Origin of the sequence: Streptomyces sp. NPDC006739 (assembly GCF_042869815.1) — a bacterium.
In the GTDB taxonomy this organism is placed as follows: Bacteria; Actinomycetota; Actinomycetes; order Streptomycetales; family Streptomycetaceae; genus Streptomyces.
The window spans coordinates 100,917-126,665 of sequence record NZ_JBIAGM010000018.1 but is presented as its reverse complement, the minus strand read 5'-3'; the positions used below and the strand labels follow the sequence as shown (position 1 = coordinate 126,665).

The 25,749-nt window shown below is 72.5% G+C and carries 18 protein-coding genes; 9 read left to right on the top strand and 9 right to left on the bottom strand.

Annotated features, from left to right (window positions below):
* The first annotated feature begins 74 nt into the window (after positions 1 to 74).
* A complete protein-coding gene (locus ACFYMM_RS30975; protein WP_388392347.1) occupies positions 75 to 488 on the top strand; it encodes an organic hydroperoxide resistance protein in 414 nt (137 codons plus the stop codon).
* Here the strand turns inward: ACFYMM_RS30975 and ACFYMM_RS30970 are convergent.
* The 8 genes from ACFYMM_RS30970 to ACFYMM_RS30935 form a co-directional block, all read right to left on the bottom strand.
* A complete protein-coding gene (locus ACFYMM_RS30970; RefSeq protein WP_388392344.1) occupies positions 478 to 1,752 on the bottom strand; it encodes a hypothetical protein in 1,275 nt (424 codons plus the stop codon). The two genes, ACFYMM_RS30975 and ACFYMM_RS30970, sit on opposite strands and share 11 nt — an antisense overlap.
* Positions 1,749 to 3,974: a CDP-glycerol glycerophosphotransferase family protein gene (locus tag ACFYMM_RS30965; protein ID WP_388392341.1), complete on the bottom strand. Its 2,226-nt coding sequence runs from the start codon at positions 3,972 to 3,974 to the stop codon at positions 1,749 to 1,751. The genes ACFYMM_RS30970 and ACFYMM_RS30965 overlap by 4 nt, the downstream gene beginning before the upstream one ends.
* A gap of 6 nt (positions 3,975 to 3,980) precedes the next feature.
* Positions 3,981 to 6,182 (bottom strand): CDP-glycerol glycerophosphotransferase family protein, encoded by a 2,202-nt coding sequence (locus ACFYMM_RS30960; RefSeq protein ID WP_388392339.1) that lies wholly within the window; start codon positions 6,180 to 6,182, stop codon positions 3,981 to 3,983.
* Between the two features lie 166 nt (positions 6,183 to 6,348).
* Positions 6,349 to 8,613 (bottom strand): CDP-glycerol glycerophosphotransferase family protein, encoded by a 2,265-nt coding sequence (locus ACFYMM_RS30955; protein ID WP_388392337.1) that lies wholly within the window; start codon positions 8,611 to 8,613, stop codon positions 6,349 to 6,351.
* Between the two features lie 125 nt (positions 8,614 to 8,738).
* Positions 8,739 to 9,578 (bottom strand): carbohydrate ABC transporter permease, encoded by an 840-nt coding sequence (locus ACFYMM_RS30950; protein WP_388392334.1) that lies wholly within the window; start codon positions 9,576 to 9,578, stop codon positions 8,739 to 8,741.
* Positions 9,575 to 10,918, bottom strand: a complete 1,344-nt coding sequence (locus ACFYMM_RS30945; protein WP_388392332.1) for a carbohydrate ABC transporter permease — start codon at positions 10,916 to 10,918, stop codon at positions 9,575 to 9,577. Before ACFYMM_RS30945 ends, ACFYMM_RS30950 begins: the two co-directional genes overlap by 4 nt.
* A 7-nt stretch (positions 10,919 to 10,925) precedes the next feature.
* Positions 10,926 to 12,311 carry an ABC transporter substrate-binding protein gene (locus ACFYMM_RS30940; RefSeq protein ID WP_388392329.1) on the bottom strand — a complete coding sequence of 462 codons (1,386 nt, stop codon included), beginning with the start codon at positions 12,309 to 12,311 and terminating at the stop codon, positions 10,926 to 10,928.
* A gap of 381 nt (positions 12,312 to 12,692) precedes the next feature.
* On the bottom strand, positions 12,693 to 16,211 hold the full coding sequence (locus ACFYMM_RS30935) for an FHA domain-containing protein (RefSeq protein ID WP_388392326.1): 3,519 nt from the start codon (positions 16,209 to 16,211) through the stop codon (positions 12,693 to 12,695).
* A gap of 347 nt (positions 16,212 to 16,558) precedes the next feature.
* Here ACFYMM_RS30935 and ACFYMM_RS30930 point away from each other — a divergent pair, with 347 nt between their 5' ends.
* The 4 genes from ACFYMM_RS30930 to ACFYMM_RS30915 all read left to right on the top strand — a co-directional run bounded on the left by ACFYMM_RS30930 (position 16,559) and on the right by ACFYMM_RS30915 (position 21,704).
* The gene (locus ACFYMM_RS30930; RefSeq protein ID WP_388392323.1) at positions 16,559 to 18,250 is read left to right on the top strand and encodes a protein kinase; all 1,692 of its coding nucleotides are present in this window, start codon (positions 16,559 to 16,561) and stop codon (positions 18,248 to 18,250) included.
* A gap of 118 nt (positions 18,251 to 18,368) precedes the next feature.
* Complete coding sequence (locus ACFYMM_RS30925; protein WP_388392320.1) at positions 18,369 to 19,607, top strand: serine/threonine-protein kinase; 1,239 nt, start codon at positions 18,369 to 18,371, stop codon at positions 19,605 to 19,607.
* A gap of 63 nt (positions 19,608 to 19,670) precedes the next feature.
* Positions 19,671 to 20,777, top strand: a complete 1,107-nt coding sequence (gene prfB / locus ACFYMM_RS30920) for a peptide chain release factor 2 (RefSeq protein WP_388392318.1) — start codon at positions 19,671 to 19,673, stop codon at positions 20,775 to 20,777.
* A gap of 294 nt (positions 20,778 to 21,071) precedes the next feature.
* Positions 21,072 to 21,704 carry an LPXTG cell wall anchor domain-containing protein gene (locus ACFYMM_RS30915; RefSeq protein ID WP_388392316.1) on the top strand — a complete coding sequence of 211 codons (633 nt, stop codon included), beginning with the start codon at positions 21,072 to 21,074 and terminating at the stop codon, positions 21,702 to 21,704.
* A gap of 94 nt (positions 21,705 to 21,798) precedes the next feature.
* On the opposite strand, the gene ACFYMM_RS30910 is transcribed toward ACFYMM_RS30915, so the two are convergent.
* Positions 21,799 to 21,990 carry a hypothetical protein gene (locus tag ACFYMM_RS30910; protein WP_388392313.1) on the bottom strand — a complete coding sequence of 64 codons (192 nt, stop codon included), beginning with the start codon at positions 21,988 to 21,990 and terminating at the stop codon, positions 21,799 to 21,801.
* A 226-nt stretch (positions 21,991 to 22,216) separates the two neighbouring features.
* Here ACFYMM_RS30910 and ftsE point away from each other — a divergent pair, with 226 nt between their 5' ends.
* The 4 genes from ftsE to smpB all read left to right on the top strand — a co-directional run bounded on the left by ftsE (position 22,217) and on the right by smpB (position 25,745).
* Entirely contained in the window at positions 22,217 to 22,906 is a 690-nt protein-coding gene (gene ftsE, locus ACFYMM_RS30905) for a cell division ATP-binding protein FtsE (protein ID WP_067235911.1), read from the top strand.
* A gap of 43 nt (positions 22,907 to 22,949) precedes the next feature.
* A complete protein-coding gene (ftsX, locus tag ACFYMM_RS30900) occupies positions 22,950 to 23,867 on the top strand; it encodes a permease-like cell division protein FtsX (protein WP_388392310.1) in 918 nt (305 codons plus the stop codon).
* A 67-nt stretch (positions 23,868 to 23,934) separates the two neighbouring features.
* Positions 23,935 to 25,107, top strand: coding sequence for a S41 family peptidase (locus ACFYMM_RS30895; protein WP_388392307.1), 1,173 nt, complete (start codon positions 23,935 to 23,937; stop codon positions 25,105 to 25,107).
* An 80-nt stretch (positions 25,108 to 25,187) separates the two neighbouring features.
* Entirely contained in the window at positions 25,188 to 25,745 is a 558-nt protein-coding gene (gene smpB, locus ACFYMM_RS30890; protein ID WP_388392437.1) for an SsrA-binding protein SmpB, read from the top strand.
* Positions 25,746 to 25,749: the final 4 nt, after the last annotated feature.

Below are 25,749 nucleotides of genomic sequence, written 5' to 3'. Positions count from 1 at the left end.
TTGTGTGCTCTACTGGGTCTCGCAAGACACCGTGCCAGCACGGACCCCACACCACTTCAGAGGGATGGTTCTCCATGGACGCGCTCTACACCGCTGTCGCCACCGCCACCCACGGCCGTGACGGTCGCGCCGTCTCCAACGACGGCAAGATCGACGTCAAGCTGGCCCCGCCGGTGGAGCTGGGCGGCAACGGCGAGGGCACCAACCCGGAACAGCTCTTCGCCGCCGGCTACGCCGCCTGCTTCGGCAGCGCCCTCGGCCTCGTCGGCCGCCAGGCGAAGGTCGACGTCACCGACGCCGCCGTGACCGCCGAGGTCGGCATCGGCAAGCAGGGCGAGGGCTTCGGCCTGAAGGTGACGCTGCGCGTGGAGCTGCCCGACACCGTGGACGAGGCGACCGGCCGCAAGCTGGTCGAGACCGCCCACCAGGTCTGCCCCTACTCCAACGCCACCCGCGGCAACATCGAGGTCGACCTCGTCATCGAGTAAGTCCGGCGAGGTCGGACTGCCGCCCCTGCGCCGGAAGCGTCACCGACCGCCGTCCCAGGGGCTCCAGCAGCAGCGGCACTCCCACCACCGGCAGCAGCCAGGCCAGCACGATCAGCCGGCCACCCCAGACGTTGATGTCGGGGTGGCCGGCCTGCGTCATGATCCCGGTGCCCGCCGCCGCCAGCAGGAAGCAGCCGAACGCGGGCCGTCGCACGGCACCCCACGCACCCGCCGCCAGCCCCGTCACGAAGAGCGGCTCCTTGAACTGCCGGCGCAGCCACTCCTTCCAGAAGTCGCCCTCCAGGTGCAGCAGCTCCGGCCAGGGGTGCGCCCGGTCCGGGCGGGCGTAGTGGTTGGTCAGCAGGTCCTGGACGCTGTCGGTCTCCGTGGGGTAGTGCAGCAGCCGGGCGAGCAGCAGCGTGCCCAGCACCGCACAGCAGCCCGCCGCCGCGATCGCCACCACTCCGCGCCCCGGCGCCCGGCCCCGCCGACGGCGCCACAGCGCGACCGCGCCGCCCGCCCCGGCCAGGCCCACCCCGAGGAACAGCGCCTGCGAGTGCTTCACCGTGAACAGGACGAGCAGACAGCCGGCGACCAGTGCCGTACCGGCCCGGGCCCGCCCGCTCAGGGCCAGGGCGCAGCCCCACACCGCCGTCAGGGTCAGCGCCATCATCAGGCCCTCGGTCATCGGCCGCATCGCGGTCGTCCCGCACGGCAGGACGTAGTAGAGGGCCTGGCCGGTCAGCGCGAGCGGCACGGGCAGCGACAGGGTGCGCAGGACCAGGAAGACCAGGACCCCGCCCGCCACCGCCAGGACCACGCTCGCCAGCCACACCCCCCAGGTCACCCCGAACGCCGAGACGAACGGCAGCAGGAAGGCCGGATAGCCGGGCCGCACCTCGAAGATCCGCCGCAGGCGCGGCGCCACGAACGGCACGATGTGCCCGTCCGTCTGCCCGGCCCGCAGCCGTCGCTCCACCTTCGGCCACTGCGCCGCCCGGCACCGCGCGAGCGCCCCCCGGGTCGGGCTCGGCCGGTGGAAGCGCACCACGTCCACGCTCTGGTTCCGGCGGGCCCGGGACGCCCGGCCCGCGCACACCCAGTCGATGGTCGCGGTGGCCGCCTCCCGCTTGCCCGCACCGCCCAGGTCCAGCGCGTAGGAGACGTAGTTCTCGGAGTCCGGCGTGTCCCGGTCGGTCACGTTCGCGAGCTGGAGCAGCGCGAACACCGCGGCCAGCACCAGGACCCAGCCGCGCGCCCTCATGTCGAGGCCAGTTCGTCGCGGCCGGCGGCGGGACGGGGCACCCGGGCCGGCTCCGGACCGGGCATCGGCTGCCCGAGCAGCAGGGTCCGTACGACCCGTTCGGCGGCCCGGCCGTCGTCGAACTCGCAGAACCGCCCCCGGAAGTCCGCCCGCAGCCGCCCCGCCTCCTCGTCCCGCCACGCTCCGGAGGCGAACAGCCAGGCCAGCTCCCGGTAGGAACGCGAGACATGGCCCGGCGCCTCGGCGGTGATGTCGAGATAGGCACCCCGGCTCGCCGTGTACGCGGCCCAGTCGTCGGCGTGGACCACGATCGGCCGGTCCAGGTTGGCGTAGTCGAACATCAGTGCCGAGTAGTCGGTGACCAGCGCGTCCGAGGCGAGCATCACCACCTCGGCGTGCGGCTCGTCGGTCGCGTCGACCACGATCCCGCGCCGGTGCAGCTCCGCCAGGCCCATCCCGCGCGCGGGGCCGGTCGCCAGCGTCGGATGCAGCCGGACCACCAGGGTGTGCCCCTCGCCCAGGTCGGCGGCGAACCGGGCCAGATCGACCCGGTCCACATGACCGCCCCGGCGGTAGTCCCGGCGGGTCGGCGCGTACAGCACCACCGCGTGGTCCTCGGGAATGCCGTACCGGAACCGGAACTGCGCGGCGGCGGCCTCCGCGTCCTCACCGCCCTCGACCAGCACGTCGTTGCGCGGGCTGCCGGTGCGCACCGAGGTGAAGTGGCAGGGGTAGGCCCGCTCCCAGACCAGCTCGGAGTGCCGGTTGGCGACCAGGCTGTAGTCCCAGCGGTCGGCCCGGCGCAGTATCTGCGGCACGTCGAAGCCGTGCCGGGCGCCGGGCTTGCCCAGCAGATCGGCGCCCATGTACTTGAGCGGCGTGCCCTGATGCGTCTGGATGTGCACGCTGCCCGGCCGCTTGACCAGCGGACCGGGCCAGTTGACGTCGTTGACGAGGAACTTCGCCCGGGAGGTGACCTCCAGATAGCGCCGGGTGTCCGGCAGCACGTACTCGACGCCCGGGGGCAGCTGCTCGGCCGCCTCCTCGTCGCGTACGACCCACACCCCGCGCAGCTGCGGCGCGATCTCGCGGGCCTTGCGGTAGACGGCCTCCGGGTCGCCCAGCATCCCCCGGTGCGAGGACGCCGAGTACACGACGAGGTGCGGGTCCAGCGGGCGGTGCGCGAGCAGCCGCGCCAGCCCGCGCCGGGCCCGTACCCCCGCCGCCCGGCGCACCGGCGCCGCCCGCCGTCCCGCCTCCTGCGCCGCCCGCCCGGCCTGCCGTTTGAGCAGGTACAGCGGGTAACCGCCCTCCAGCTGCGCCACCTCGCCGTCGACCAGGGCGTCCTCGGGCCGGTAGCTGCGGAACATCTCCGCCGTACGCCGGAAGAACTCGGCCCGGTCCGACGGCGGCAGCCGGTCCGGCTTGGCCAGGATGTCCAGGCAGTGCTCGCCCATCTTGCGGTGCAGGTACGGCCGCCAGCTCCACAGCTCGGCGCGCGTGTCCACGAACCGGAAGACCCGTTGGTACTGCTCGTGGATGTCGAAGTGCTTGCGGCTGGTGGTGGACAGGATGTTGCCCTGGCGGCGCTGGCGGTAGTTCAGGCAGATCCGGTCGAGGGTGGCGATCTGCCGGGCGCTCAGCATGACCGGGAAGGTCCAGGGCGTGTCCTCGTAGTAACCGGGCGGGAACGCGAAGCCGTTCTCCTCGACGAAGTCCCGCCGGTAGACCTTGTTCCACACCACCATCAGCAGATCGAGGATCTCGGGGTGCTCACCGACCGTGAAGGTGCCCGCGCCCGCGTCGGCGAGCACCTCCGCCAGGACGTTGCGCCGGGTGCCGCCCCACCAGTAGGTACGCGCGTAGTCGAACACCAGCACGTCGGGGTCGCCGGCCTCGTCCAGGCGGTCGGCGATGGCGCGCAGCGCGCCCGGGGTGAGGGTGTCGTCGCTGTCGAGGAAGAACAGGTAGTCGCCGGTGGCATGCGGCAGACCCGCGTTGCGGGCCCGGCCCAGGCCCACGTTCTCGGGCAGGTGCAGCACCTTCACCCGCGGATCGCGGTTCGCGTACTCGTCGAGGATGGCCCCGCAGCCGTCCGGGGAGCAGTCGTCCACGGCGATCAGTTCGAGGTCGTTGAAGGACTGCAGGAGGACCGAGTCCAGGCACTCGCGCAGAAAGCCCTGCACCTTGAAACAGGGGATGATCAGGCTGAAGCGGGGCACGGCGGGTCAGCTCCTCACGAGGGTCGCGGCGGCGGGAGCGGGGATGCGCTCCGCGAGCGGGATCACGGGCGGGATCGCCTCCGGCGGCTCACCGAGCAGCACCCGCCGTACCACGCGCTCGGCGGCCCGGCCGTCGTCGAACTGGCAGAACCGCCTGCGGAACGCGGCCCGCCGCTCCTTGGACTCCGCGTTCGCGTACGAACCGTCGCGGAAGACCCGGGCCAGCTCCTCGGCCGTCCGCACGACCGGGCCCGGCGGCTCGGCCATCAGGTCGAAGTAGACGCCCCGGGTCTCCTGGTAGACCTCCCAGTCGTCGGCGTACACGACGATCGGCCGGTCCAGGTTGGCGTAGTCGAACATGATCGAGGAGTAGTCGGTGACCAGCGCGTCGGCGGCCAGGCACACGTCCTCGGCCGAGCGGTGCGCGGTGACGTCGATGATCCGGCCGCCGCTCGCGGCGAGACCCCGGTCGTAGAAGTAGTGGGCGCGCAGCAGCACGACCACGTTCTCGCCGGCCGCCTCGCAGAAGGCCGCCAGATCCAGGCCGGCCTCGAAGCCGGTGTGGTGGTCGCGGTGGGTGGGCGCGTACAGGACGGCCGTGCTGCCCTCCGGGACACCCAGCTCGCGCCGGACGCGGAGCACGTCCTCCGCGCCCGCCGTGCAGTAGACGTCGTTGCGCGGATAGCCGTACTCCAGCGCCTCGTACGAGCCGGGGAAGGCGCGCTCCCACATCTGGGTGGAGTGGCGGTTGGCGGAGAGGTTGAAGTCCCAGCGGTCCACCCGGTTCAGCAGCTTGGTGAAGCTGCCGGTCTGCGCGGCCACCACCGGGTACGTCGACTGGTCCACGCCCATCTTCTTCAGCGGCGTCCCGTGCTGGGTCTGCACGTGCACGCTGCCCCGGCGCTTGACCACGTCCTCCGCGAAGTTGGCGTTGTTCACCAGGTACTTGGCCCGGGCCAGCACCTGCCAGTAGCGGCGGCTGCCGATCACCGCGTAGTCGACGCCCTTCGGCATGGCGTGCGCCTGGCCGGCCTCGACGAGGAACACCGACCGGATGTGCGGGGCGAGTTCGCGGGCCTTGGCGTGGATGGCGGCCGGGTTGCAGGCGTAACCGCGGCCCCAGTAGGCGCAGTACACGGCGAGGCGGTCATCGAGGGGGCGGCGCAGATCGACGGCGTAGCGCAGCCGGGTGCGCAGCGCGCCGAGGCGCGGGGTGACCTCGGCGAGCCGCACCGCCACCTGGTTGGCGCCCCGCAGCGCGCGGAACGCCGTGTACGCCCCCGTGGCCAGCAGCCGGTGCTGCACGCCCAGCCTGCCGCCCGGCATCCGGAAGCCGGCCGGGCGGTGCCGGCGGTGCAGACGGCCGGCCCGGCGGAAGAACCGGCGGTGCCCGGACGGCAGCCGCTCCGGCCGTGATGCGGTCTTCAGGACGATGGTGAACAGCTGCTCGAACAGCGGTCGGGCCCGCTCGGCCGGAAGCCCGCTCTCGGCGGCCCGGGTCAGCACCAGCTCCACCTGGTCGAGCAGCTCGTGCTGGTGCGCACCCGGCAGATTGAGCCGGCTGCCCTGCCTGCGCAGCCGATGGCGTACGACCACCGAGCGCAGCACCGCGATCCGCTCGGCCGCCATGCCGACCAGGCCGCCCCAGCCGATGTCCGTGAAGTGGCTGTCGGGGAAGACCAGTCGGCGCTCGCCCAGGAAGGCGCGCCGGTAGAGCGCGCTCCACGCCGGGAACGGGACACCGGTCAGCCCGGGCGCCCGGTCGGGGGAGAAGGCGCCCTTCGGCGTCCCGGCCAGCAGCGGGGCGGCCGGATTGGTCGGCTCGCCCTCCCACCAGGGGGTCCGCTCGTGCTCGAAGTACAGCACGTCGGCGCCCGCCACCTCGGTGAGGCGTGCGTCCAGCGCCGCCAGCGCCCCCGGCACCAGGACGTCGTCGCCGTCCAGGAACAGCAGATAGGCGCCGGTCGCCGCCCGCATCCCGGCGTTGCGCGCCCCGCTCAGACCGGCGGAGGGCGGCGAGTCGACCGGGGTCACCCGGGAGTCCCGCTCGGCGTAACCGGCGGCCACCTCGGCGGCCGGGGTGTCCGGTGCGTCGCAGACCGGGATCAGCTCCAGGTCGCCGAAGGACTGGGCGAGGACCGAGTCCAGCGCCTGGGACAGCCGGCCCGCGACCCCATGGGACGGGACGATGATGCTGAAGCGGGGCATTCTGCTCTTTCTGTTGTCTCGCCTGGGCGCCCGGACGCGTGCGACCCGGCGCTCAGACCCTGCGGACGCGGCCCGGCCGCCCGTCCGGCCGCCAGGTGGAGGGCCGGGTCGGAGTGGGCCGCGAGGTGTTGGGGGGCATGGGAACTCCCGGTAGGGCAAACGGCGTTCAGTGGCTCTCGGTGACGGGCCCGGGAACGGAAGGTTGCGCGACGGTGGCGACCGGCGACTCCGGGAGGGCGGAGGCGGCCGACGGCACGGGGTGACGCTCGCCGAGCGGGGTGATCGCCAGCGGCTGCTCCGTCTCGCCCAGCACGACATGCCGTACGACCCGCTCGGCGGCGCGCCCGTCGTCGTAGGGGCAGAAACGCTCCCGGAACGCGGACCGCAGCTGGGCGGAGCGGGAGCCGCGCCAGTGGCCGGTGGCGAAGATGTCGATCAGCTCGTCCTCGCTGCGGGCGACCGCGCCCGGCGGACAGGAACGCAGGTCGAAGTAGGTGCCCCGGGCCGCCTCGTACGCCTGCCAGTCCTCGGTGTGCACGACGATCGGCCGGTCAAGGTTGGCGTAGTCGAACATGATCGACGAGTAGTCGGTGACCAGCACGTCCGAGGCCAGGCACAGCTGTTCGACGCTCGGGTGGGCGCTGACGTCGATGACCCGGCCGCCCCCGCCCAGCGGGCCGCCGTGCCAGTAGTGGGCGCGGGCCAGGACCACGAAGCGCGGGCCGAGGCGGCGCAGGATCCGCTCCAGGTCCAGCGCGGGGCGCTGGGTGCGGCGGTAGTCGCGGTGCGTGGGCGCGTACAGGATCGCGACCGCGCCCTCCGGGACGCCGAGCGACTCGCGCGCCCGGGTCACGTCCGCCGACGTGGCCCGCTGGAAGACGTCGTTGCGCGGGTAGCCGTACTCCAGCGTGGTGTAGCGGCCGGGGTAGACCCGCTCCCAGGTCAGGGTGGTGTGGCGGTTCGCGGACAGCACGTAGTCCCACTTGTCGACCCCCCGCAGCAACTCCTCGAAGTCCATGCCCCCGCCGACGGCCGGGCGCTCCTGGAGGTCGAGGCCCATGTGCTTGAGCGGGGTGCCGTGCTGCGTCTGCACGAACACCTGGCCGGGGCGCTTGCGCAGCCGGCGGTCGAAGTTGACGTTGTTCACCAGGTACTTGGAGCGGGCCAGCGCCGTCCAGTAGGCGGCCGTGCCCGGACGGATCCCGCGCGGCCCCGGCGGCAGGGTGTGCCGGTGCTCGGGACGGGCGATCCACGCGGTGCTGATCTGCGGGGCCAGGGTGCGGAACGCGACCTCCAGCGCGCCCGGGTTGCAGCCGTGGCCGCGGCCCCAGTAGGCGGCGAAGACGGCGCGGTCCGAGCGCAGCGGCAGGCGCAGTTGCACGCGGTAGTGCAGCTGGAGGGCGCCGGCCCGCAGCGCGCGGGCGAGCCCGGCGGCGAGCCGGAGGGTACGGAGGCGGGCGGACGCGGTCAGCTGGAGCGCGCGGTAGGTGCGGTGCAGACCGAGACGGACCAGGGTGTGGCGCAGCCGGGAGCGCAGCGGCACCGGGGCGCCCGGGGCGCGGTACCGGCGGCAGTGGGCGCGCGCCCGGCGCAGGAACTCGGCTCGGGTGCCGCGCGGCAGCCGGTCCCGCTTGGTGAACACCGTGGAGAAGTGGTCCATCATCCGGCGGTACAACAGCGGCCGCCAGCGGGCGAGTTCGGGCCGCTCCTCGACGAACGCGAACACCCGGTCGTACTGCTCGAAGATGTCGAAGTGCCGGCGGCTGGTGGTGGCGAGGATGTTGCCGCCCTGCCGGCGCTGCCGGTAGTGCACGCACACCCGGTCGAGCGTGGCGATCGACTCGGCCGCCATCAGGACCGGGTAGGTCCAGGGGGTGTCCTCGTAGTAGCCGGGCGGGAAGCGGAACGCGTGGTGCGCGAGGAACTCCCGGCGGTAGGCCTTGTTCCAGGCCACCATCAGCACCCGAAGCAGCCCCGGGCGGTCCTCCAGGCAAAAGGGTGCCGGGCCCTGTTCGGTCAGCTGCGGGGAGACCTTGTCGCCGGCCGCCCGGCCCGTCCAGAAGGTCCGCGCGTAGTCGTAGACCAGGACGTCCGGCTCGCCGGTCTCCTTGATCCGGTCGGCGATCGCCCGCAGCGCGTCCGGGGTGAGGGTGTCGTCGCCGTCGACGAAGACCACGTAGTCGCCGGCGGCCTGCTCCAGGCCCGCGTTGCGGGCGCCGCCCAGGCCCTTGTTCTCCGGCAGACGCACCGGCCGGACGCGGGCGTCGCGGGCCGCGTACTCGTCGATGATCGCACCGCAGGCATCCGGTGAGCGGTCGTCGACGACGATCAGTTCGAGATCGGGGTACGACTGCGAGAGCACCGAGTCCAGGCACTCGGACAGGTACGCCTGGACCTTGTACGCGGGGACAATGACACTGAACCTGGGCAAGGGACATCCATGGGTCGGTCGGCGCGGGCGTTCTGCCCGGGAACGGCCAATGGAGTGACTTGGTTACGGTTCGTACGGCATGTGGGGGACAAGGGGCGGGCCGGCGAGCGGCCCGCCCCGCACGTCTACTTGACCGCGCCCGCCATCACACCGGACACGAACTGCCGCTGGAACGCGAAGAACACGGCCAGCGGGATCACCATGGAGATGAACGCGCCGGGTGCCAGCACGTCGATGTTGTTGCCGAACTGCCGTACCTGCGTCTGCAGGGCGACCGTGATCGGCTGGCTGCCCGACTTGGTGAACACCAGCGCGACCAGCATGTCGTTCCACACCCACAGGAACTGGAAGATGCCCAGGCTCGCGATGGCCGGGCCGCCCAGCGGCATCACCACCCGTGCGAACAGGCGCAGTTCACCGGCGCCGTCCAGGCGGGCCGCCTCCAGCAGTTCGCGGGGGATCTCCGCGAAGAAGTTCCGCAGCAGGAACACCGCGAAGGGCAGGCCGAAGCCCACGTGGAACAGGATCACCCCGAAGATCGTCCCGAACAGGCCGATCTTCCCGAACAGTTCGGCGATCGGGATCAGGGCCACCTGCACGGGAACGACCAGCAGACCGACCACGGCCAGGAACCACCAGTCGCGGCCGGGGAACTCCATCCACGCGAACGCGTAGCCCGCGAGGGAACCGATCACCACGACGAGGACCGTCGCCGGGACCGTGATCAGCACGGTGTTCCACAGCGAACCGGTGATGTCGCTGTTCTCCAGCAGCTTCTGGTAGCTCTCGAAGGTGAGCTGGGACGGCTTGGCGAACACCTTCCACCAGCCGCTCGCGCTCATGTCCGCGGGCGCGCGCAGCGAGGAGATCAGCAGGCCGATGGTCGGCACCAGCCAGAACAGGCCCACGACGACGAGGAAGACCCGGACCAGCGCTCCGTTGAGCTTCTCCATGAGCCAGGTCATCGCCGCCCCTCCCGCCGCAGCCGTCGGATGTTGAACCACATCACCGGGATCACCAGGAGCAGCAGGAAGACCGCGATCGCGCTCGCGATGCCCGGCTGGCTCTCCGCGAAGCCCTTGCGGTACAGCTCCAGGGCCAGCACGTTCGCGTCGTCCTGGGAGGAGCCCGGCGCGATGATGAACACCAGGTCGAAGACCTTGAGCACATTGATCATCAGGGTGACGGTGACGACCGCGAGGACCGGCGCGAGCAGCGGCACCGTGACCTTCCGGAACACCTGCCACTCGTTGGCGCCGTCGACGCGCGCCGCCTCCAGCAGCTCCCGGGGCACGCCCGCGAGTCCGGCCGAGATCAGCACCATCGCGAAGCCCGCCCACATCCAGACGTACGATCCGATGATCGCCGGGGTGACCAGCGTGGGGCCGAGCCAGTCGACGCCGTTGTACGGCTCCTTGAAGTTGCTCGCGGGAAGCCGCAGCCGGGCCCCGTCGGCCTGCCCGGGAAGCGTGAAGGTGCCGTCGGCGGCGGCCTTCGTGGAGGCCACCACCTTGCCGTCCTTCACCGCCTCGATCCTCATCCCCGGGTAGCCCAGCTCGGACGGGTCGGGCACGCCCAGCCTGCCGACACCCTTGCCACGGGTGAAGTCCTGCCAGGTGGTGCCGGTGATCTTCCCGGCCTCCGGCTTCGCCGCCACCGCCCTCCTCGCGTCGTGGGGCATCTGGTCGGGAGCCACGCCCACGAGCGGCAGCGCGACGGCCCGCCCGGTGTGCACGGGCGCCGAGGTGAGGAAGCCGCCGCCGTCCGGCCGGAGCGGCGACTCACGGCCAGGGTGTGCTCTCGGGAACGCCGACGACTGGGCGAAGGTGTCGTGGACGCCCACCCACACCGCGTTGGCGACACCCTTGGACGGATCCTGGTCGTAGACCAGCCGGAAGATGATCCCGGCCGCCAGCATCGAGATCGCCATCGGCATGAAGACGACCAGCTTGAACGCCGTACCCCAGCGCACCCGTTCGGTCAGCACCGCGAAGACCAGACCGAGGGCCGTGGAGACCGTGGGCGCGAACACCACCCAGATGATGTTGTTCTTCAGGGCGGTGCGGATGCCGTCGTCGGTGAACAGCGCCTTGTAGTTGTCGAATCCGGCGAACCCGTCCCCGTTCGCGTTGCCGAAGCTGCGGATGACCGAGTACCCGATCGGGTAGACCACGAGCGCGCCGAGCAGCACCAGGGCGGGCAGCAGGAAGAGGGCTGCCACGGTCTTGCGGGTGCCGGTCACGCTCTTGCGGCTCTTCGGTGCGGCGGGGGCGGGCGCGGCCCCCGCCGCCGTGGCCGACGTCATCGCCGGATCAGCTCCCGTTCCCGTACGCGGCCGCCGCGTCCTTCTCCAGTTTCGCCTGGGCGCCGGCGACGTCCGTCGGGTTCTTCAGGAAGTCCTGCAGGTCCTTCCACTCGCCCTTGCCGGGGGTGCCGCCGAACGCCTGCGGGGCCTGGTCGGACATGTCGAAGCGGAAGTCGTCGCCGGACGCGATCAGCGCCTTGGCGATCTTCTGCTGCACCGGGTTCGGGTACGCCGAGTCCGGCACGTTCTTGTTCGGGGAGAGATAGCCGCCCAGCTTCGCCTGGATGGTCGCCGCGTCCGGGGAGGCCAGGAAAGTGGCCAGCGCCTGGGCCGCCTTGGAGTCCTTCAGGATGACGGCCGCGTCACCGCCGGAGACCACCGGCGCCGAGGAGCCGACCGCCGGGAAGGGGAACACCTTCGCGTCCGTCCCCACCTTCGCCTTGGTGTCACCGATGTTGACCTGAGCGAAGTCACCCTCGTAGACCATGGCCGCCTTCGGCTGGTCGCCGCCGGTGAAGGTCTGGGTGACGGAGGCCGGGAACTCGGTCTGCAGCGCGCCGTCCGCGCCGCCCGCGACATATTCCTTCTTGCCCCAGATCTGGGCGAGTGTGGTGAGCGCCTGCTTCACCGACGGGTCGGTCCACTTGATCTTGTGCTGGGCGAGCTGGTCGTACTTCTCCGGGCCCGCCTGGGACAGATAGACGTTCTCGAACCAGTCGGTGAGGGTCCAGCCGTCCGCGCCGCCGATCGAGAACGGCGTGACCCCGGAGTCGTAGACCGCCCGCGCGGCGGCCAGCAGCTCCTGCCAGGTCTTGGGTTCCTTGGCGCCCGCGCCCTCGAAAACCTTCGCGTTGTACCAGATCAGCGACTTGTTGGCGGCCTTGTAGTAGACGCCGTACTGCTTGCCGCCGACCTTGCCGATGTCCTGCCAGCCCTGCGAGTAGTTCTTCTGCAGCTCGTTGACCGCGTCCGCGCCGAGCGGATGGGCCCAGTTCTTGTCCACGGCCTGCTTGATGGCGCCCGGCTGCGGCAGCAGCGCGATGTCCGGCGGCTGACCGCCCGCGATCTTCGACCCGAGGAAATTGATGATCGGGTCCTGCGCGGGGACGAACGTGACCTTGGCGCCCGTGCGCCTCTCGAACTCCGCGAGGACCTGCTTGAAGTTCTTCTGCTCCGTGCCGGTCCAGACGGCGGCGACCTCCAGGCTCACGCCGTTCAGCTTCGGCAGGGTGACGGTGGAGCCGGGCTCGGCCGCCCCGCTGCTCTTGGGGGTGCCGCCGTCCTTCTTGTTGTCGCCGCCGCCGCACGCGGTGAGCGCGAGGGCTCCCGTGAGGAGGGCGGCGACGGTGGTGACGGTCCTGTTCGTTCGGATGGTGCTGCTGTTGCTCCGCATCAACTGCCCCGTTCTCCGTTCTCCGTTGAACGTCCGAGCACTGTCCCGTGGCGTCCGGTCTACGCCGCGCCACTTGACGGCGGCAAGAGTGCCTGCCGTGTCCACCGGGTCATCGTGACCGGCTCGTGACCAGGGGTGTATGCGCGAGAACCGGAGCCAGTGCTGCGACCGGAAAGGTTCACCGGCTCGCGACGCCCGGCACGGCACTCCCCCAGCCTTCGGCCGGGGGTACCCCCACGCCGCGTTGTCGCATCACCCGAGTACGTCCAGTACGCGGGCGACGCTCCGCCTTGCGATGTTCCCCCACTGCCTGAACGGCGTGGGAGGTGCCCCCAGCACCGGACGCCGCGAGCTTCTCGGCAAACCTTTCCGGCCACAGCACTAGAGCAGCGAGGGGACCTCGGCTGCCGACACCTCGCGGGCCGCCCGCTCCACCGCGCTGGCCAGCAGCGCCAGGTCGGTGGGCCCGTTGCCCAGTTCCCGTACCGGCCGGCGGGTCGGGGGGTCGCCCATGCGGTGCCACTCCAGCGGGACGACCGTCGGACGCTGGGTCGCGGTGCGTGGGATGCGCCCGGTCACCCGGCCCCCCTGGAAGGCGGATATCCGGCCGTCGGCGCAGGTCAGGTGACCGCGCCCCGGGGCCGGTTCGTCCGGGCCGGCCGTCGGCGCGTCCAGCGTGACGCGCAGGGTGGCCCGGCGGGCCGGTTCCGACTCCGCCGTACGGCCGTCCGTGCCGGTCGCCGCCACCAGGTGGACGCCGAGCCGCTCGCCCTCCTTGGCCACCGCCTCCAGCGCCCGTATCACCGAACCGGCGGCGGGCCGGCCCGGGGAGCCGAGGGCCGGGGAGACCAGGGCGTCCAGGTCGTCCACGACCACCACCAGCCGGGGCAGCGGCGGCGCCGCCTCGGTGCGTCCCCGGGCGGCCGACGCCGAGGGGCGCAGCCGCAGGGTGGAGCTGGGCGGGGTGTCGAGATCTGCGGCACCGGCACCGGCGCCGGCCGTGGCGGGCCGCCCGCCCGCCGTGCGCTGCGCGACGATCCGGCCCGACACCGCGCGCTGGGCGTGCCACTCGGCGAAGCCCATCCGGCCGAGCAGCTCCGCCCGCCGCTTCAGTTCGGCGCTCAGGGACTGCGCGAACTCCCGCATGCGCACCGGGTCGTTGGCGGTGAGGTGGGTCGTGACATGCGGTATGTCGGTACAGGGACGCAGGCCTTCGCCGCGTCCCGCGCCCGTGCCCACGCCGTCGCGGCCGTCGATCAGGACGATGCCGAGGCGGTCGGGGCGCTCGGCGGCGGCGAGCGAGGCGACCATGGCCCGCAGCAGTTCCGTACGGCCGCTGCCGGACGGTCCCTCGGCCAGCAGGTGCGGTCCGTCGGCCACCAGGTCGGCCACGACCGGGCCGCGCGGACCGGCGCCGAGCACGGCCCAGGCCCGGCCGCCCAGCGCGCCCGCGGTGTCGGCCGCGTCCGCCCAGCGCGCCATCAGCGAGGCCGGGGTGGCCCGCGCGAGCCCCAACTCGTCCAGCAGTCGCGCCGACTGGGGCAGCGGCGTCGACACGCGCGTGTGCCGCTCGCCGACGGGGCCGTCCGTGCGCAGCGGCGCGAGAGCCCGCGCGAACCGCTCCGCCCAGGCGGGGGAGACGGCGTCGACGGCGGCGAGGGCGCCGGGGCCGACCGGGCCGGCGGGGGAGGCGGCCGTGTCCGTCCGCGCCACCCGCATCAGATGCACGGCGGTCGCCACGTCCCCGCCGAGCAGCGCCACGGCGCCGCACTGACGGAACGTCGGCGTCACCGCGCAGGCCGCCTCGTACGTCTCCGCCACCGGCGAGGCGGGCGAGGCGGGCGGGGTCTCGGCGAGGCACACCACGTGGATACCGGCGCGCGGCCCCGCGACGGCCAGCCTGGCCACCGCCTCCCGCAGGGAGCTGCCTCCGGGGTCCCCGTCCACGACGACGACCGTGTACGGGCCCGGGAACCCGCCGGCACCCCCCGGCCCCAGGCTGTCCCTGGCCCAGGAGGGGCGGCGGGGGGTGGGGAAGGGACTGGGCGTCGCCGATGCCGATCCCGGCGTCGGTGTCGGGGCGTGCGTGGGGGCGGTGGGTCCGGCGGTCGGTTGGAGGGTGTGCCGGGCGGCCTGCCCCGGCACGGCACCCGTCCCGGCAGCGGCAGCAGTGGCGGCGCCCTGCCCGGTGCCGTCCTCCTCGGAATCCCGCACCCCCAGGTCCGCCGTACCGCCCGCGCCGCCGCTCGACGGTGCCGGCCGGCCGAGGGCCGCCGTGGTCGCCGCGTTCGCCGGTGTCGGGCGGGCCGTGCTTCTCCCGCTCGCCGCGTGGTCGTCCACCCGGCGCAGGAGTTCCTCCACCCGGGCCGCCGCCTGTTCGCGGTCGTAGGCCAGCAGCAGACGGCAGTCCTGGCCGTGGCCCGGTCGGACATGGGGGAGCCAGCCGAGCCAGGACCACTCGGCCGTGCGCTCCTCCACCGAGCGGGCGCGGTCCGCGCTGATCAGGACGATTTCCAGCAGGTCGGGGGAGTGCAGCGCGGCCAGCTGAGCCAGCACCGCGCGGGTCAGCCCGGACAGCCGGGGACGCGGCCCGGCCAGGCCCAGCGCCCCCGCCTCGCGCAGGTCCGCCGTCACCGGCACCGCGGGCAGCAGGGCCGAGCCGTCGGCGGCGGTCCGGTCGGCCGTGCCGACGCGCACGGTGAGCGCCTCGGGGTGGCCGGGCCCCCGCTCCCACAGCCGGGGCCCCGGGCCCAGGGCGGTCAGGAGCAGGGCGGCCGGATCCGGCCAGGTTTCGGGCAGCTGCGGGACATCGGCCGCCGGGGTCCCGGTCACCGCGGTCTCCGCCCCGCCGTACGCCTCCGGCGCGGCCGCCGGCTGCTCCCCGCGAGCACCTGCCAGCCGTCGCGCCCAGGCGCCCAGCCCGCTCCGCCGGCGCATCCCCGGCGGGACGTCGGTGCCCCGCAGCGGGGTGCCCTTGCGGGTCCCCCGAGCCTCGTCGAAGGCGTCCTCGCCGGCCCCGGCGATCCCGAAGCGGCCCGCGTGCGTGTCCCCGCCCCCCGGCGCCGCGTCCCGGCTCTCGAGGGCGGGCGCCCCGGCCTGCCCCGGCACGACCGGTTCCACCCGCCGGTGCTCCTCGGCCCCCGGGTCGGCTCCGCCCGAGGAACCCCAGCCCCCGGAGTCGTAGGCGTGCTGCGTGGTCCCGGTGGGGGCGTCGTCCGCCGCGCCCGGCGGAAGCACCCGCAGGCACCCCTCCCCGTCGGGCGCCGTCTCCACCCGGGCCCCCGGCCCCCCGGACGGCGTAATCCTCAGGGCCGATTCGCCGATCCTCAGCAGCGCCCCCGGAGAGAACCGCACCGGGTGCCCGTCCACCCGGGTGCCGTCCAGGGCCGTGCCGTTCGTGGAGCCGAGGTCGGCGACCGAGACGCGGCCGTCCGGGGCGACCGTGACGGCGCAGTGCAGCCGGGAGACGTCCGGGTCGTCGAGCGGGACGTCGGCGTCGGCGGAGCGGCCGACGGTGATCTGTCCGCCGTGCAGCAGATGGACCCCGCCCGCGTCCGGGCCCGCGACCACGTGCAGCCGGGTCGGGGCGTCGTCCAGCTCGGGGTGCGGCTCGGGCGCCGCCGGGCCGCCCAGGGCCAGGACGGCGCCGTCGACCAGCGGGGGCTCGCCCAGGGTGCAGCGGCGCGCGTCCAGCCGCTCGGCCCCCGCGTACAGCACGACCGGGGCGCCGCCGGCCTCCCGGCCCGCGCCCGCCTCCCCGGTGACCGCCGAGGCCAGCGCCGACGCCACCGCGGCCAGGTCCGTGCCCGTGGGCGCCGTGACCAGCACGTCGCGGCTCGCGGCGCGGCCCCGCTGCGGGGACGGGCCCAGCGGGTCTACGACGGTCAGCCGGATCTGCATCGCCGTCAGCGGTCCCTTCTGCTCTGCGCGGGGGCGGACTTCCCCCCACCCCACACGAGCATGTCGGCCAGTACTGCACGCATCCTCGCACCTGCCACTGACAACGCGCCCGTACCCCGGCGCCAAGTGATCTTGATTGGTCAGCTCTGCCCCTAAAAGTGCCTGACCGGTTCCGCACCCACGATCACTTGAGATCGGTCACGTCTGTGCCCTGGCAACCAGGAGACCGGGGCGAGCGTCTTTCCATCGAACATGCGCGGGAACGCATACGTAGTGCCCTACGGGGCGGCACTACAGTGGTTCGGAATCGGATATGCCAGGAAAGCAAGCAGCAGGGAGCACATGACGTGCGGCCGGTAGGCAGCAAGTACCTGCTTGAGGAGCCGCTCGGACGCGGCGCCACAGGCACCGTCTGGCGGGCCCGCCAGCGTGAGACCGCGGGCGCCGAGGCGGCCGTGGCCGGCCAGCCCGGCGAGACGGTCGCGATCAAGGTCCTCAAGGAGGAGCTGGCGAGCGACGCCGATGTCGTCATGCGGTTCCTCAGGGAGCGGTCCGTCCTGCTCCGGCTCACCCACCCGAACATCGTGCGGGTGCGCGACCTGGTGGTCGAGGGCGACCTGCTGGCGCTGGTCATGGACCTCGTCGAGGGCCCTGACCTGCACCGCTACCTGCGCGAGAACGGCCCCCTCACCCCCGTCGCCGCGGCGCTGCTGACCGCCCAGATCGCCGACGCGCTGGCCGCCAGCCACGCCGACGGCGTCGTCCACCGCGACCTCAAGCCCGCCAACGTGCTGCTCCAGCAGTACGACGGCCAGATGCACCCGCTGCTGACCGACTTCGGCATCGCCCGTCTGGCCGACTCCCCGGGCCTGACGCGCACGCACGAGTTCGTCGGCACGCCCGCGTACGTCGCGCCGGAGTCCGCCGAGGGCCGCCCGCAGACCTCCGCCGTCGACATCTACGGCGCCGGCATCCTGATGTACGAGCTGGTCACAGGCCGCCCGCCGTTCTCCGGCGGCTCCGCCCTGGAGGTGCTGCACCAGCACCTGAGCGCCGAGCCGCGCCGCCCCTCCACCGTCCCAGACCCGCTGTGGACGGTCATAGAACGCTGTCTGCGCAAGAACCCCGACGAAAGGCCCAGCGCCGTCAACCTGGCGCGCGGGCTGCGGGTCGTAGCCGAGGGCGTCGGCGTGCACTCCAACGCCGCCCAGATCGCCGCCGCCGAGGGCGTCGGCGCCCTGCTCGCCCCCGACCCCGCGCCCACCGCCGTACCGGGCGTCCCCGGCGCCGCCGACCCCACCCAGGTGCTGCCCACGGGCTCCCCGCAGGGGGCGTACGACCCGAACGCGGCGACCAGCCACCTCCCGCACACCGGCGGCCCCGCGGGCGCCGCCGACCCCACCGCCGTCCTGCCCCACACCGGCGCCGCCGACCCGACAGCGGTCATGCCCCCCATGCCGCAGACAGGCCCCGGCCAGCAGCAGCCCGAGCAGCCGCACCCCTGGCAGAGCCAGCTGCGCGCGGCCCGTGACCGCAACGAGCAGACGCAGGTCCAGTACCTCGACCCGGGCGAGGACCCGCTGCGCCGCCGCCCCCAGCGGCAGGCCGCCCGGCCGCAGCAGCAGCCGCGCCAGGCCCAGCCCCAGCAGCGCCCGCAGCCTCGTGGGCAGCAGCGACCCCAGCAGTACGCGCCGCAGCAGCCCCAGCAGTACGCCCCGCAGCAGCAGCCGCAGCGGTACGCCCCGCAGCAGCAGCCCCAGCAGTACGCACCCCCGGCAGAGCCCCGGCGGCCCGCGCGCGAGCCCCGGCCGCCGCGGCAGCGCAGCGCCAACCCGATGAAGATCCCCGGGCTCGGCTGCCTGAAGGGGTGCCTGTTCACGATCGTCATCCTGATCGTCGCGGGCTGGCTGATCTGGGACCTGACCCCGCTGCACACCTGGGTGGGCGAGGGCCGGGGCTACTGGCACGAGCTGAGGCACTGGACCGGCCAGGTGAGCCACTGGGTCAAGAGCCTGAGCGGATCGGGCGGCGGCAACTGACGACCGACCGCGAGTTTGTGCATTTGTCGACATCTGACGGGTGATTTCCGTCTCTGCGGTGAAGGTTGGCTCTTCGGGCGCGTAGTTTTAGCGACAACACGCGTCTGTAGGAGCAGTCTTGGCACGGAAGATCGGCAGCCGGTACACCGCCAACCAGATCCTGGGGCGGGGCAGCGCCGGCACGGTGTGGCTGGGCGAGGGACCGGAGGGGCCCGTCGCCATCAAGCTGCTGCGCGAGGATCTCGCCTCCGACCAGGAACTCGTCGGGCGCTTCGTGCAGGAGCGCACGGCACTGCTGGGCCTGGAGCACCCGAACGTCGTCTCGGTGCGCGACCTGGTGGTCGACGGCAACGACCTGGCGCTCGTCATGGACCTGGTCCGGGGCACCGACCTGCGCACCCGGCTGGACCGCGAGCGCCGGCTGGCGCCCGAGGCGGCCGTGGCGATCGTCGCGGACATCGCCGACGGGCTCGCTGCGGCGCACGCGGCCGGTGTGGTCCACCGTGACGTCAAGCCGGAGAACGTGCTCCTGGACATGCAGGGCCCGCTCGGCCCCGGCGGCGCGCACCCCGCCCTGCTGACGGACTTCGGCGTCGCCAAGCTGATCGACTCCCCGAAGCGGACCCGCGCCACGAAGATCATCGGCACCCCGGACTACCTCGCCCCCGAGATCGTGGAGGGCCTGCCCCCGCGCGCGGCGGTGGACATCTACGCGCTGGCGACCGTGCTCTACGAGCTGCTGGCCGGCTTCACCCCCTTCGGCGGCGGCCACCCGGGCGCGGTGCTGCGGCGGCACGTGACCGAGACGGTCGTACCGCTGCCGGGGATCCCCGAGGAGCTGTGGCAGCTGATCGTGCAGTGCCTGGCGAAGGCGCCGGCGTCCCGGCTGCGCGCCTCCGAGCTGGCCGCCCGGCTGCGCGAGCAGCTGCCGACACTGGCCCACATGCCCCCGCTCGACGTGGACGAGCCGGACCCGGAGTCCGACGAGGAGACCGCCGAGGCCGAGGACGCCCCGGCGCCCGCCGCCTCCGGCGAGCCGGTACGGCGCAGGGGCGCGGTGTCCCTCGTCCCCGGCGCCAAGCCCGACTCCAACCGCGACACGCATACGTCGATGAGGGTGCCCGGCCCCGACGAGCTGGCCGGCGGCGCACTCGGCACGGCCCGCGCCCCGCGCGCCGCCGGCGCCCCCCGCCCCGGCTCGGCCCGCCACCGCGCGGCCACCCGCCGGCGCCGGCTGACCCTGGCCGTGGCGGGCGCCGTCCTCGCGGCGGCGGTGGGCGTCGGCGCCTGGTGGGCGACCTCGGGGGACGATGCGGGAGCGCCTCCCCAGGACACGCACACCTCCTCGACGCCGTAGGCCCTGCCGTGTGACGCCGGACACCCGGCGTTCGCCCCTTGGCGGAGCCGTTACGCTGGAGGCGTGGCAGTCGTCGACGTATCCGAAGAGCTCAAGTCCCTCTCCTCGACCATGGAGTCGATCGAGGCCGTTCTGGACCTCGACAAGCTGAGGGCAGACATCGCCGTGCTCGAGGAGCAGGCGGCCGCGCCGTCCCTGTGGGACAACCCGGACGAGGCGCAGAAGATCACCAGCAAGCTCTCCCACCTCCAGGCCGAGGTCAGGAAGGCGGAGGCGCTGCGCGGGCGGATCGACGATCTCTCCGTGCTCTTCGAGATGGCCGAGGAGGAGGACGACCCGGACACCCGTGCCGAGGCCGAGTCCGAGCTGGCCGCCGTCAAGAAGGCGCTGGACGAGATGGAGGTCCGCACCCTCCTGTCCGGCGAGTACGACTCCCGTGAGGCGCTCGTCAACATCCGCGCCGAGGCGGGCGGCGTCGACGCCGCCGACTTCGCCGAGAAGCTGCAGCGCATGTACCTGCGCTGGGCGGAGCAGCACGGCTACAAGACCGAGATCTACGAGACGTCGTACGCGGAAGAGGCGGGCATCAAGTCCACCACGTTCGCCGTCCAGATCCCGTACGCCTACGGCACCCTCTCCGTCGAGCAGGGCACGCACCGCCTGGTGCGCATCTCTCCCTTCGACAACCAGGGCCGCCGGCAGACCTCCTTCGCGGGGGTCGAGGTGCTTCCCGTGGTCGAACAGACCGACCACATCGAGATCGACGAGTCCGAGCTGCGGGTGGACGTGTACCGCTCCTCCGGCCCCGGCGGCCAGGGCGTGAACACCACCGACTCCGCGGTGCGGCTGACCCACATCCCCACCGGCATCGTCGTCTCCTGCCAGAACGAGCGCTCGCAGATCCAGAACAAGGCCACCGCGATGAACGTCCTGCAGGCCAAGCTGCTGGAGCGGCGCCGGCAGGAGGAGCAGGCCAGGATGGACGCCCTCAAGGGCGACGGCGGCAACTCCTGGGGCAACCAGATGCGTTCGTACGTGCTGCACCCGTACCAGATGGTCAAGGACCTGCGCACGGAGCACGAGGTCGGCAATCCCGAGGCCGTCTTCAACGGCGAGATCGACGGCTTCCTGGAGGCCGGAATCCGCTGGCGCAAGCAGCAGGAAAAGTAACACTTTGTCGACATGACAACTGCCGCCCGAGAGGCGGCAGTTGTCTTATGTCTGGGTTTTACATCACACTCACAGGCTCCAAGTCCCCCCAAAGGCCACCCCACCGGACATCCCGCGCGCAACGGCCTTGACGTTGATATGAAAAGTGGGAAGGGTGAGCGTGGCATGCGTATCTCTGGGGCGCATGTGAACCGGGGGAACTGAGAGTTCGAGCTTGGTCAGCCGCCTCCGTCGATCACGGCAAGCCCCACAGCGCCGCCTCATTGACGATCAGCTACTGGGGGTAGCAACCATATGACCAAGAAGACGCGCATCCGGATCGCGCGGATAGCCGCGGGTGCCGTGATCGCGGGCGGTGCCTCGCTGACCGCCGCCGGCGCCGCCTCCGCCGCCGAGAACGACGGCTGCATTCTCTTCGTCTGCACCAACGACCCGTCGCCCACCCCGGGCCCGTCGGACACCGGCATCCCGACCGACGTCCCGACCGGTCTGCCCTCCGACCTGCCGACCGACCCGGCCACGCCGACGGCCCCTCCGACGGACGTGCCCACGGACCCGACCGGCAACCCCACCGAGCCCACCGACACCCCGACCCCGTCGGCGCCTCAGCCCTCCGAGCAGCCGACGTCCAGCCCGACGCACGGCAACGGCGGCGGCAACGGCGGCGGCAACGGGGGTGGCGGCGACAACAGCAACACCGGCCCGGACGGCGGCTCGGGCACCTCCGCGCAGGAGGCGGGGACCTCGGCCCTCACCGACACCGGCACCACGAACAACCAGACCCAGGGCAACGGCAAGCAGCTCGCCGAGACGGGTGCCGGCCAGACCGCGTTCCTGATCATCGGGGCCGCCACCATGATCGCCGGTGGCATCGGCTTCCGCGTCCTGCCGCGCCTCGTGGGCGGCCGGGGCGGCGCGGCCGCCTGACGGTAGCCGACCGGGTACGCAACGTATCCACGTCGTACGGCGAAGGGCCCGGAGCTTGGCGCTCCGGGCCCTTCCGCCGCTTTCCGGACTCGCGCTACGCGGTCTGGTGCGCCAGCAGCGCCACCGCGGCGATCAGCACCGCCAGCAGGGCGATCAACGCCATCGGGTTCAGCTGCGCGAAGAAATTCTCCTGCTGCAGCCGCTCGCGGTTGGCGCGGCACACCGGGCACCGGCCCTCACTCACGGGCGCCGCGCAGTTCGCGCACACCAACCGGTCGTACGTCATGCGCTCGCCCTCCTTGCACCGGCCATCACATGTACAACGCGTCGGGGAACGAGAACGTTCCCCCTCCACTGTGCCAGGTTCCCCTGGAGGCCGCGCGGGGCGGGGCGCAGCCCTTACCCGGCACAAAAATGCACAAGCTTCGCACAACCTCGACCGGCGCCTGCGCACCCGCACCCCGGTCGCGTATGGTCACGCTCATCTACCCCCGGCCAACCGTGGTGCATCCGTGATCCGATTCGACAACGTCTCCAAGGTCTACCCCAAGCAGACCCGCCCAGCCCTCAGGGATGTCTCCCTGGAGGTGGAGAAGGGCGAGTTCGTGTTCCTCGTGGGGTCCTCCGGCTCCGGAAAGTCCACCTTCCTGCGGCTCGTCCTCCGCGAGGAGCGGTGCAGCCACGGTCAGGTGCACGTCCTGGGCAAGGACCTCGCGCGCCTCTCCAACTGGAAGGTGCCGCAGATGCGCCGCCAGTTGGGGACGGTGTTCCAGGACTTCCGCCTCCTGCCGAACAAGACGGTCGCCGAGAACGTGGCCTTCGCGCAGGAGGTGATCGGCAAGTCGCGCGGCGAGATCCGCAAGTCCGTGCCGCAGGTGCTCGACCTCGTCGGGCTCGGCGGCAAGGAGGACCGGATGCCCGGCGAGCTGTCCGGTGGTGAGCAGCAGCGCGTCGCCATCGCGCGGGCCTTCGTCAACCGGCCCAAGCTGCTGATCGCCGACGAGCCCACCGGCAACCTCGACCCGCAGACCTCCGTCGGCATCATGAAGCTGCTCGACCGCATCAACCGGACGGGCACCACCGTGGTGATGGCGACCCACGACCAGAACATCGTGGACCAGATGCGCAAGCGCGTCATCGAGCTGGAGAAGGGCCGCCTCGTCCGCGACCAGGCCCGCGGCGTCTACGGCTACCAGCACTGACCGCCGTCTGAGATCCGTCCACGGAAAGGCTTAACCAGACGCCATGCGCGCCCAGTTCGTCCTGTCTGAGATCGGTGTCGGTCTCCGCCGCAATCTGACGATGACCTTCGCCGTCATCGTCTCCGTCGCCCTGTCCCTGGCCCTGTTCGGCGCTTCGCTGCTGATGAGCGACCAGGTGAGCACCATGAAGGGCTACTGGTACGACAAGGTCAACGTCTCGATCTTCCTCTGCAACAAGAGCGACGCCGAGTCCGACCCCAACTGCGCCAAGGGCGCGGTCACCGACGACCAGAAGAAGCAGATCCTCTCCGACCTGCACAAGATGCCGGTCGTCGAGAAGGTCGTCTACGAGTCGCAGGACGAGGCCTACAAGCACTACAAGGAGCAGTTCGGCAACTCCCCGCTGGCCAGCTCGCTCACCCCGGACCAGATGCAGGAGTCGTACCGGATCAAGCTCAAGGACCCGCAGAAGTACCAGGTCATCGCGACCGCCTTCGACGGGCGTGACGGTGTGCAGTCGGTGCAGGACCAGAAGGGCATCCTGGACAACCTCTTCGGGCTGCTGAACCTGATGAACCGGGCGGCGCTCGGTGTGATGGCGCTGATGCTGATCGTCGCGCTGCTGCTGATCGTCAACACGGTGCGGGTCTCCGCGTTCAGCCGGCGGCGCGAGACCGGGATCATGCGCCTGGTCGGTGCCTCGGGCTTCTACATCCAGGCACCGTTCATCATGGAGGCCGCGGTCGCCGGTCTGATCGGCGGCGGGCTCGCCTGCGCCTTCCTGGTCGTCGGCCGCTACTTCACCATCGACCACGGCATGGCCCTGTCCACCAAGCTCAACCTGATCAACTTCGTGGGCTGGGACGCGGTGTTCACCAAGCTCCCGCTGATCCTCGCCACGAGTGTGCTGATGCCGGCGCTGGCCGCGTTCTTCGCGCTGCGCAAGTATCTGAAGGTGTGACGCACGTCAAGAGGGCCGTACGGTCAACCGGCCGTACGGCCCTTTCCGTTGTCCTAGACTCACCCGCATGTCAGGCCGAGACCTGTTCTGTCAGCCCCGCCGCTTCCGCCGCGGGGCCGCGCTGACATTGGTCTTCGCCGGTGTCCTGGTCACCGGCGCCGCCACCGACGCCTTCCCGGACCTCGACCACCCCGGCCACAAGGCCGCCTCGGCCGACACCGCCGGTACGGCCTCCCACCCCGAGGAGGTCCGCAAGGCCGCCGCCGAGGCCATGGCCGACGGCACCTCGCCCATGGAGGCCGCCGAGCGGGCCGTCAGCCGCAGCGGGGACCGCTGGGCCGCGGTGTACTCCGAGGGCGAGTACCAGGAGTTCCAGGAGTCCCTGGACGGCGAGTACACGGGCGTGGGCCTGTGGGCACGGCGCGAGCGGGACGGCCGTATCGAGGTGTCCCGGGTGCGGGCCGGTTCGCCCGCGGCAGACGCCGGCATCCGGGGCGGCGACCGGCTGCGCAGCGTCGACGGGGAGAAGGTCGACGGGCGGCCGGTCACCGACGTCGTCTCGTTACTGCGCGGCGACGCCGACGACGCGGCCGCCGGCACCACGGTCACCCTCGGCCTCCAGCGCGGCACGCGCGCGTGGACCGAGACCCTGCGCAGGGCCCGGCTGTCCACCGACTCCGTGACCGTCCGCAAGCTGCCCGGCGGGGTCACCGTGATCAGGATCGCCGCGTTCACCAAGGGCTCCGGCGACGCCGTCCACACCGCCGTCCGCCAGGCCCCCGCCGCCGACGGGATCATCCTCGACCTGCGCGGCAACTCCGGCGGCCTGGTCACCGAGGCCGTCAGCACCGCCTCCGCCTTCCTCGACGGCGGCCTGGTCGCCACCTACGACGTCGACGGCACCCCCCGCTCCCTGCACGCCGAGCCCGGCGGCGACACCACCCGGCCGCTGGTCGCCCTCGTCGACGGCGGCACGATGAGCGCGGCCGAGATGCTCACCGGCGCCCTCCAGGACCGCGGCCGCGCGGTGGTCGTCGGCTCCCGCACCTTCGGCAAGGGCTCCATCCAGATGCCGAGCAGACTGCCCGACGGCTCGGTGGCCGAGCTGACCGTCGGCCACTACCGCACCCCGTCCGGCCATGTGGTCGACGGCCGGGGCATCACCCCCGACCTGGAGGCGGGCAAGCAGGGCCTGCGGCGGGCCGAGACGGTCCTGACGGGTCTGGGCGACCCGTCGTAGCCGACGCGCCCCCTGTCGGTTATCCGCTTCCCTCCCACCCCCTCCATGGTGCGAAAATGGTCGGCACTATGAGCAAGGGAATGTACGTACCGAAGGAGTCCCAGCCCAAGCAGGGCGGAGGGAACGGCGGCAAGGCCAGGGACGGCGAGAAGGGCGGCAAGCGCAAGATCGTCGCCCAGAACAAGAAGGCCCGGCACGACTACGCGATCATCGACACCTACGAGGCCGGGCTCGTCCTGACCGGCACCGAGGTCAAGTCGCTGCGCGAGGGGCGGACCTCGCTGACCGACGGCTTCGTCCAGATCGACGGCGGGGAGGCGTGGCTGCACAACGCCCACATCCCCGAATACCACCAGGGCACCTGGACCAACCACTCCGTGCGCCGCAAGCGCAAGCTGCTCCTGCACCGCGAGGAGATCGACAAGCTGGAGTCCAAGTCCCAGGAGACGGGTCACACGATCGTGCCCCTTGCCCTGTACTTCAAGGACGGCCGCGCGAAGGCCGAGATCGCGCTCGCCCGGGGCAAGAAGGAGTACGACAAGCGGCAGACCCTGCGCGAGAAGCAGGACCGCCGGGAGTCGGACCGCGCGGTCGCGGCGGCGAAGCGCAGGCAGCGCGGCGTCCAGCCCGGCGTCTAGCCCG

What these genes read in the sequence shown, in the direction of transcription:
- ACFYMM_RS30895 (WP_388392307.1), top strand. Translation starts at nt 23,935, where the DNA reads ATGTCAGGCCGAGACCTGTTCTGTCAGCCCCGCCGCTTCCGCCGCGGG.
- ACFYMM_RS30935 (WP_388392326.1), bottom strand. Translation starts at nt 16,211, where the DNA reads ATGCAGATCCGGCTGACCGTCGTAGACCCGCTGGGCCCGTCCCCGCAG.
- ACFYMM_RS30915 (WP_388392316.1), top strand. Translation starts at nt 21,072, where the DNA reads ATGACCAAGAAGACGCGCATCCGGATCGCGCGGATAGCCGCGGGTGCC.
- ACFYMM_RS30940 (WP_388392329.1), bottom strand. Translation starts at nt 12,311, where the DNA reads ATGCGGAGCAACAGCAGCACCATCCGAACGAACAGGACCGTCACCACC.
- ACFYMM_RS30960 (WP_388392339.1), bottom strand. Translation starts at nt 6,182, where the DNA reads ATGCCCCGCTTCAGCATCATCGTCCCGTCCCATGGGGTCGCGGGCCGG.
- smpB (WP_388392437.1), top strand. Translation starts at nt 25,188, where the DNA reads ATGTACGTACCGAAGGAGTCCCAGCCCAAGCAGGGCGGAGGGAACGGC.
- ACFYMM_RS30910 (WP_388392313.1), bottom strand. Translation starts at nt 21,990, where the DNA reads ATGACGTACGACCGGTTGGTGTGCGCGAACTGCGCGGCGCCCGTGAGT.
- ftsX (WP_388392310.1), top strand. Translation starts at nt 22,950, where the DNA reads ATGCGCGCCCAGTTCGTCCTGTCTGAGATCGGTGTCGGTCTCCGCCGC.
- ACFYMM_RS30945 (WP_388392332.1), bottom strand. Translation starts at nt 10,918, where the DNA reads ATGACGTCGGCCACGGCGGCGGGGGCCGCGCCCGCCCCCGCCGCACCG.
- ACFYMM_RS30970 (WP_388392344.1), bottom strand. Translation starts at nt 1,752, where the DNA reads ATGAGGGCGCGCGGCTGGGTCCTGGTGCTGGCCGCGGTGTTCGCGCTG.
- ACFYMM_RS30975 (WP_388392347.1), top strand. Translation starts at nt 75, where the DNA reads ATGGACGCGCTCTACACCGCTGTCGCCACCGCCACCCACGGCCGTGAC.
- ACFYMM_RS30950 (WP_388392334.1), bottom strand. Translation starts at nt 9,578, where the DNA reads ATGACCTGGCTCATGGAGAAGCTCAACGGAGCGCTGGTCCGGGTCTTC.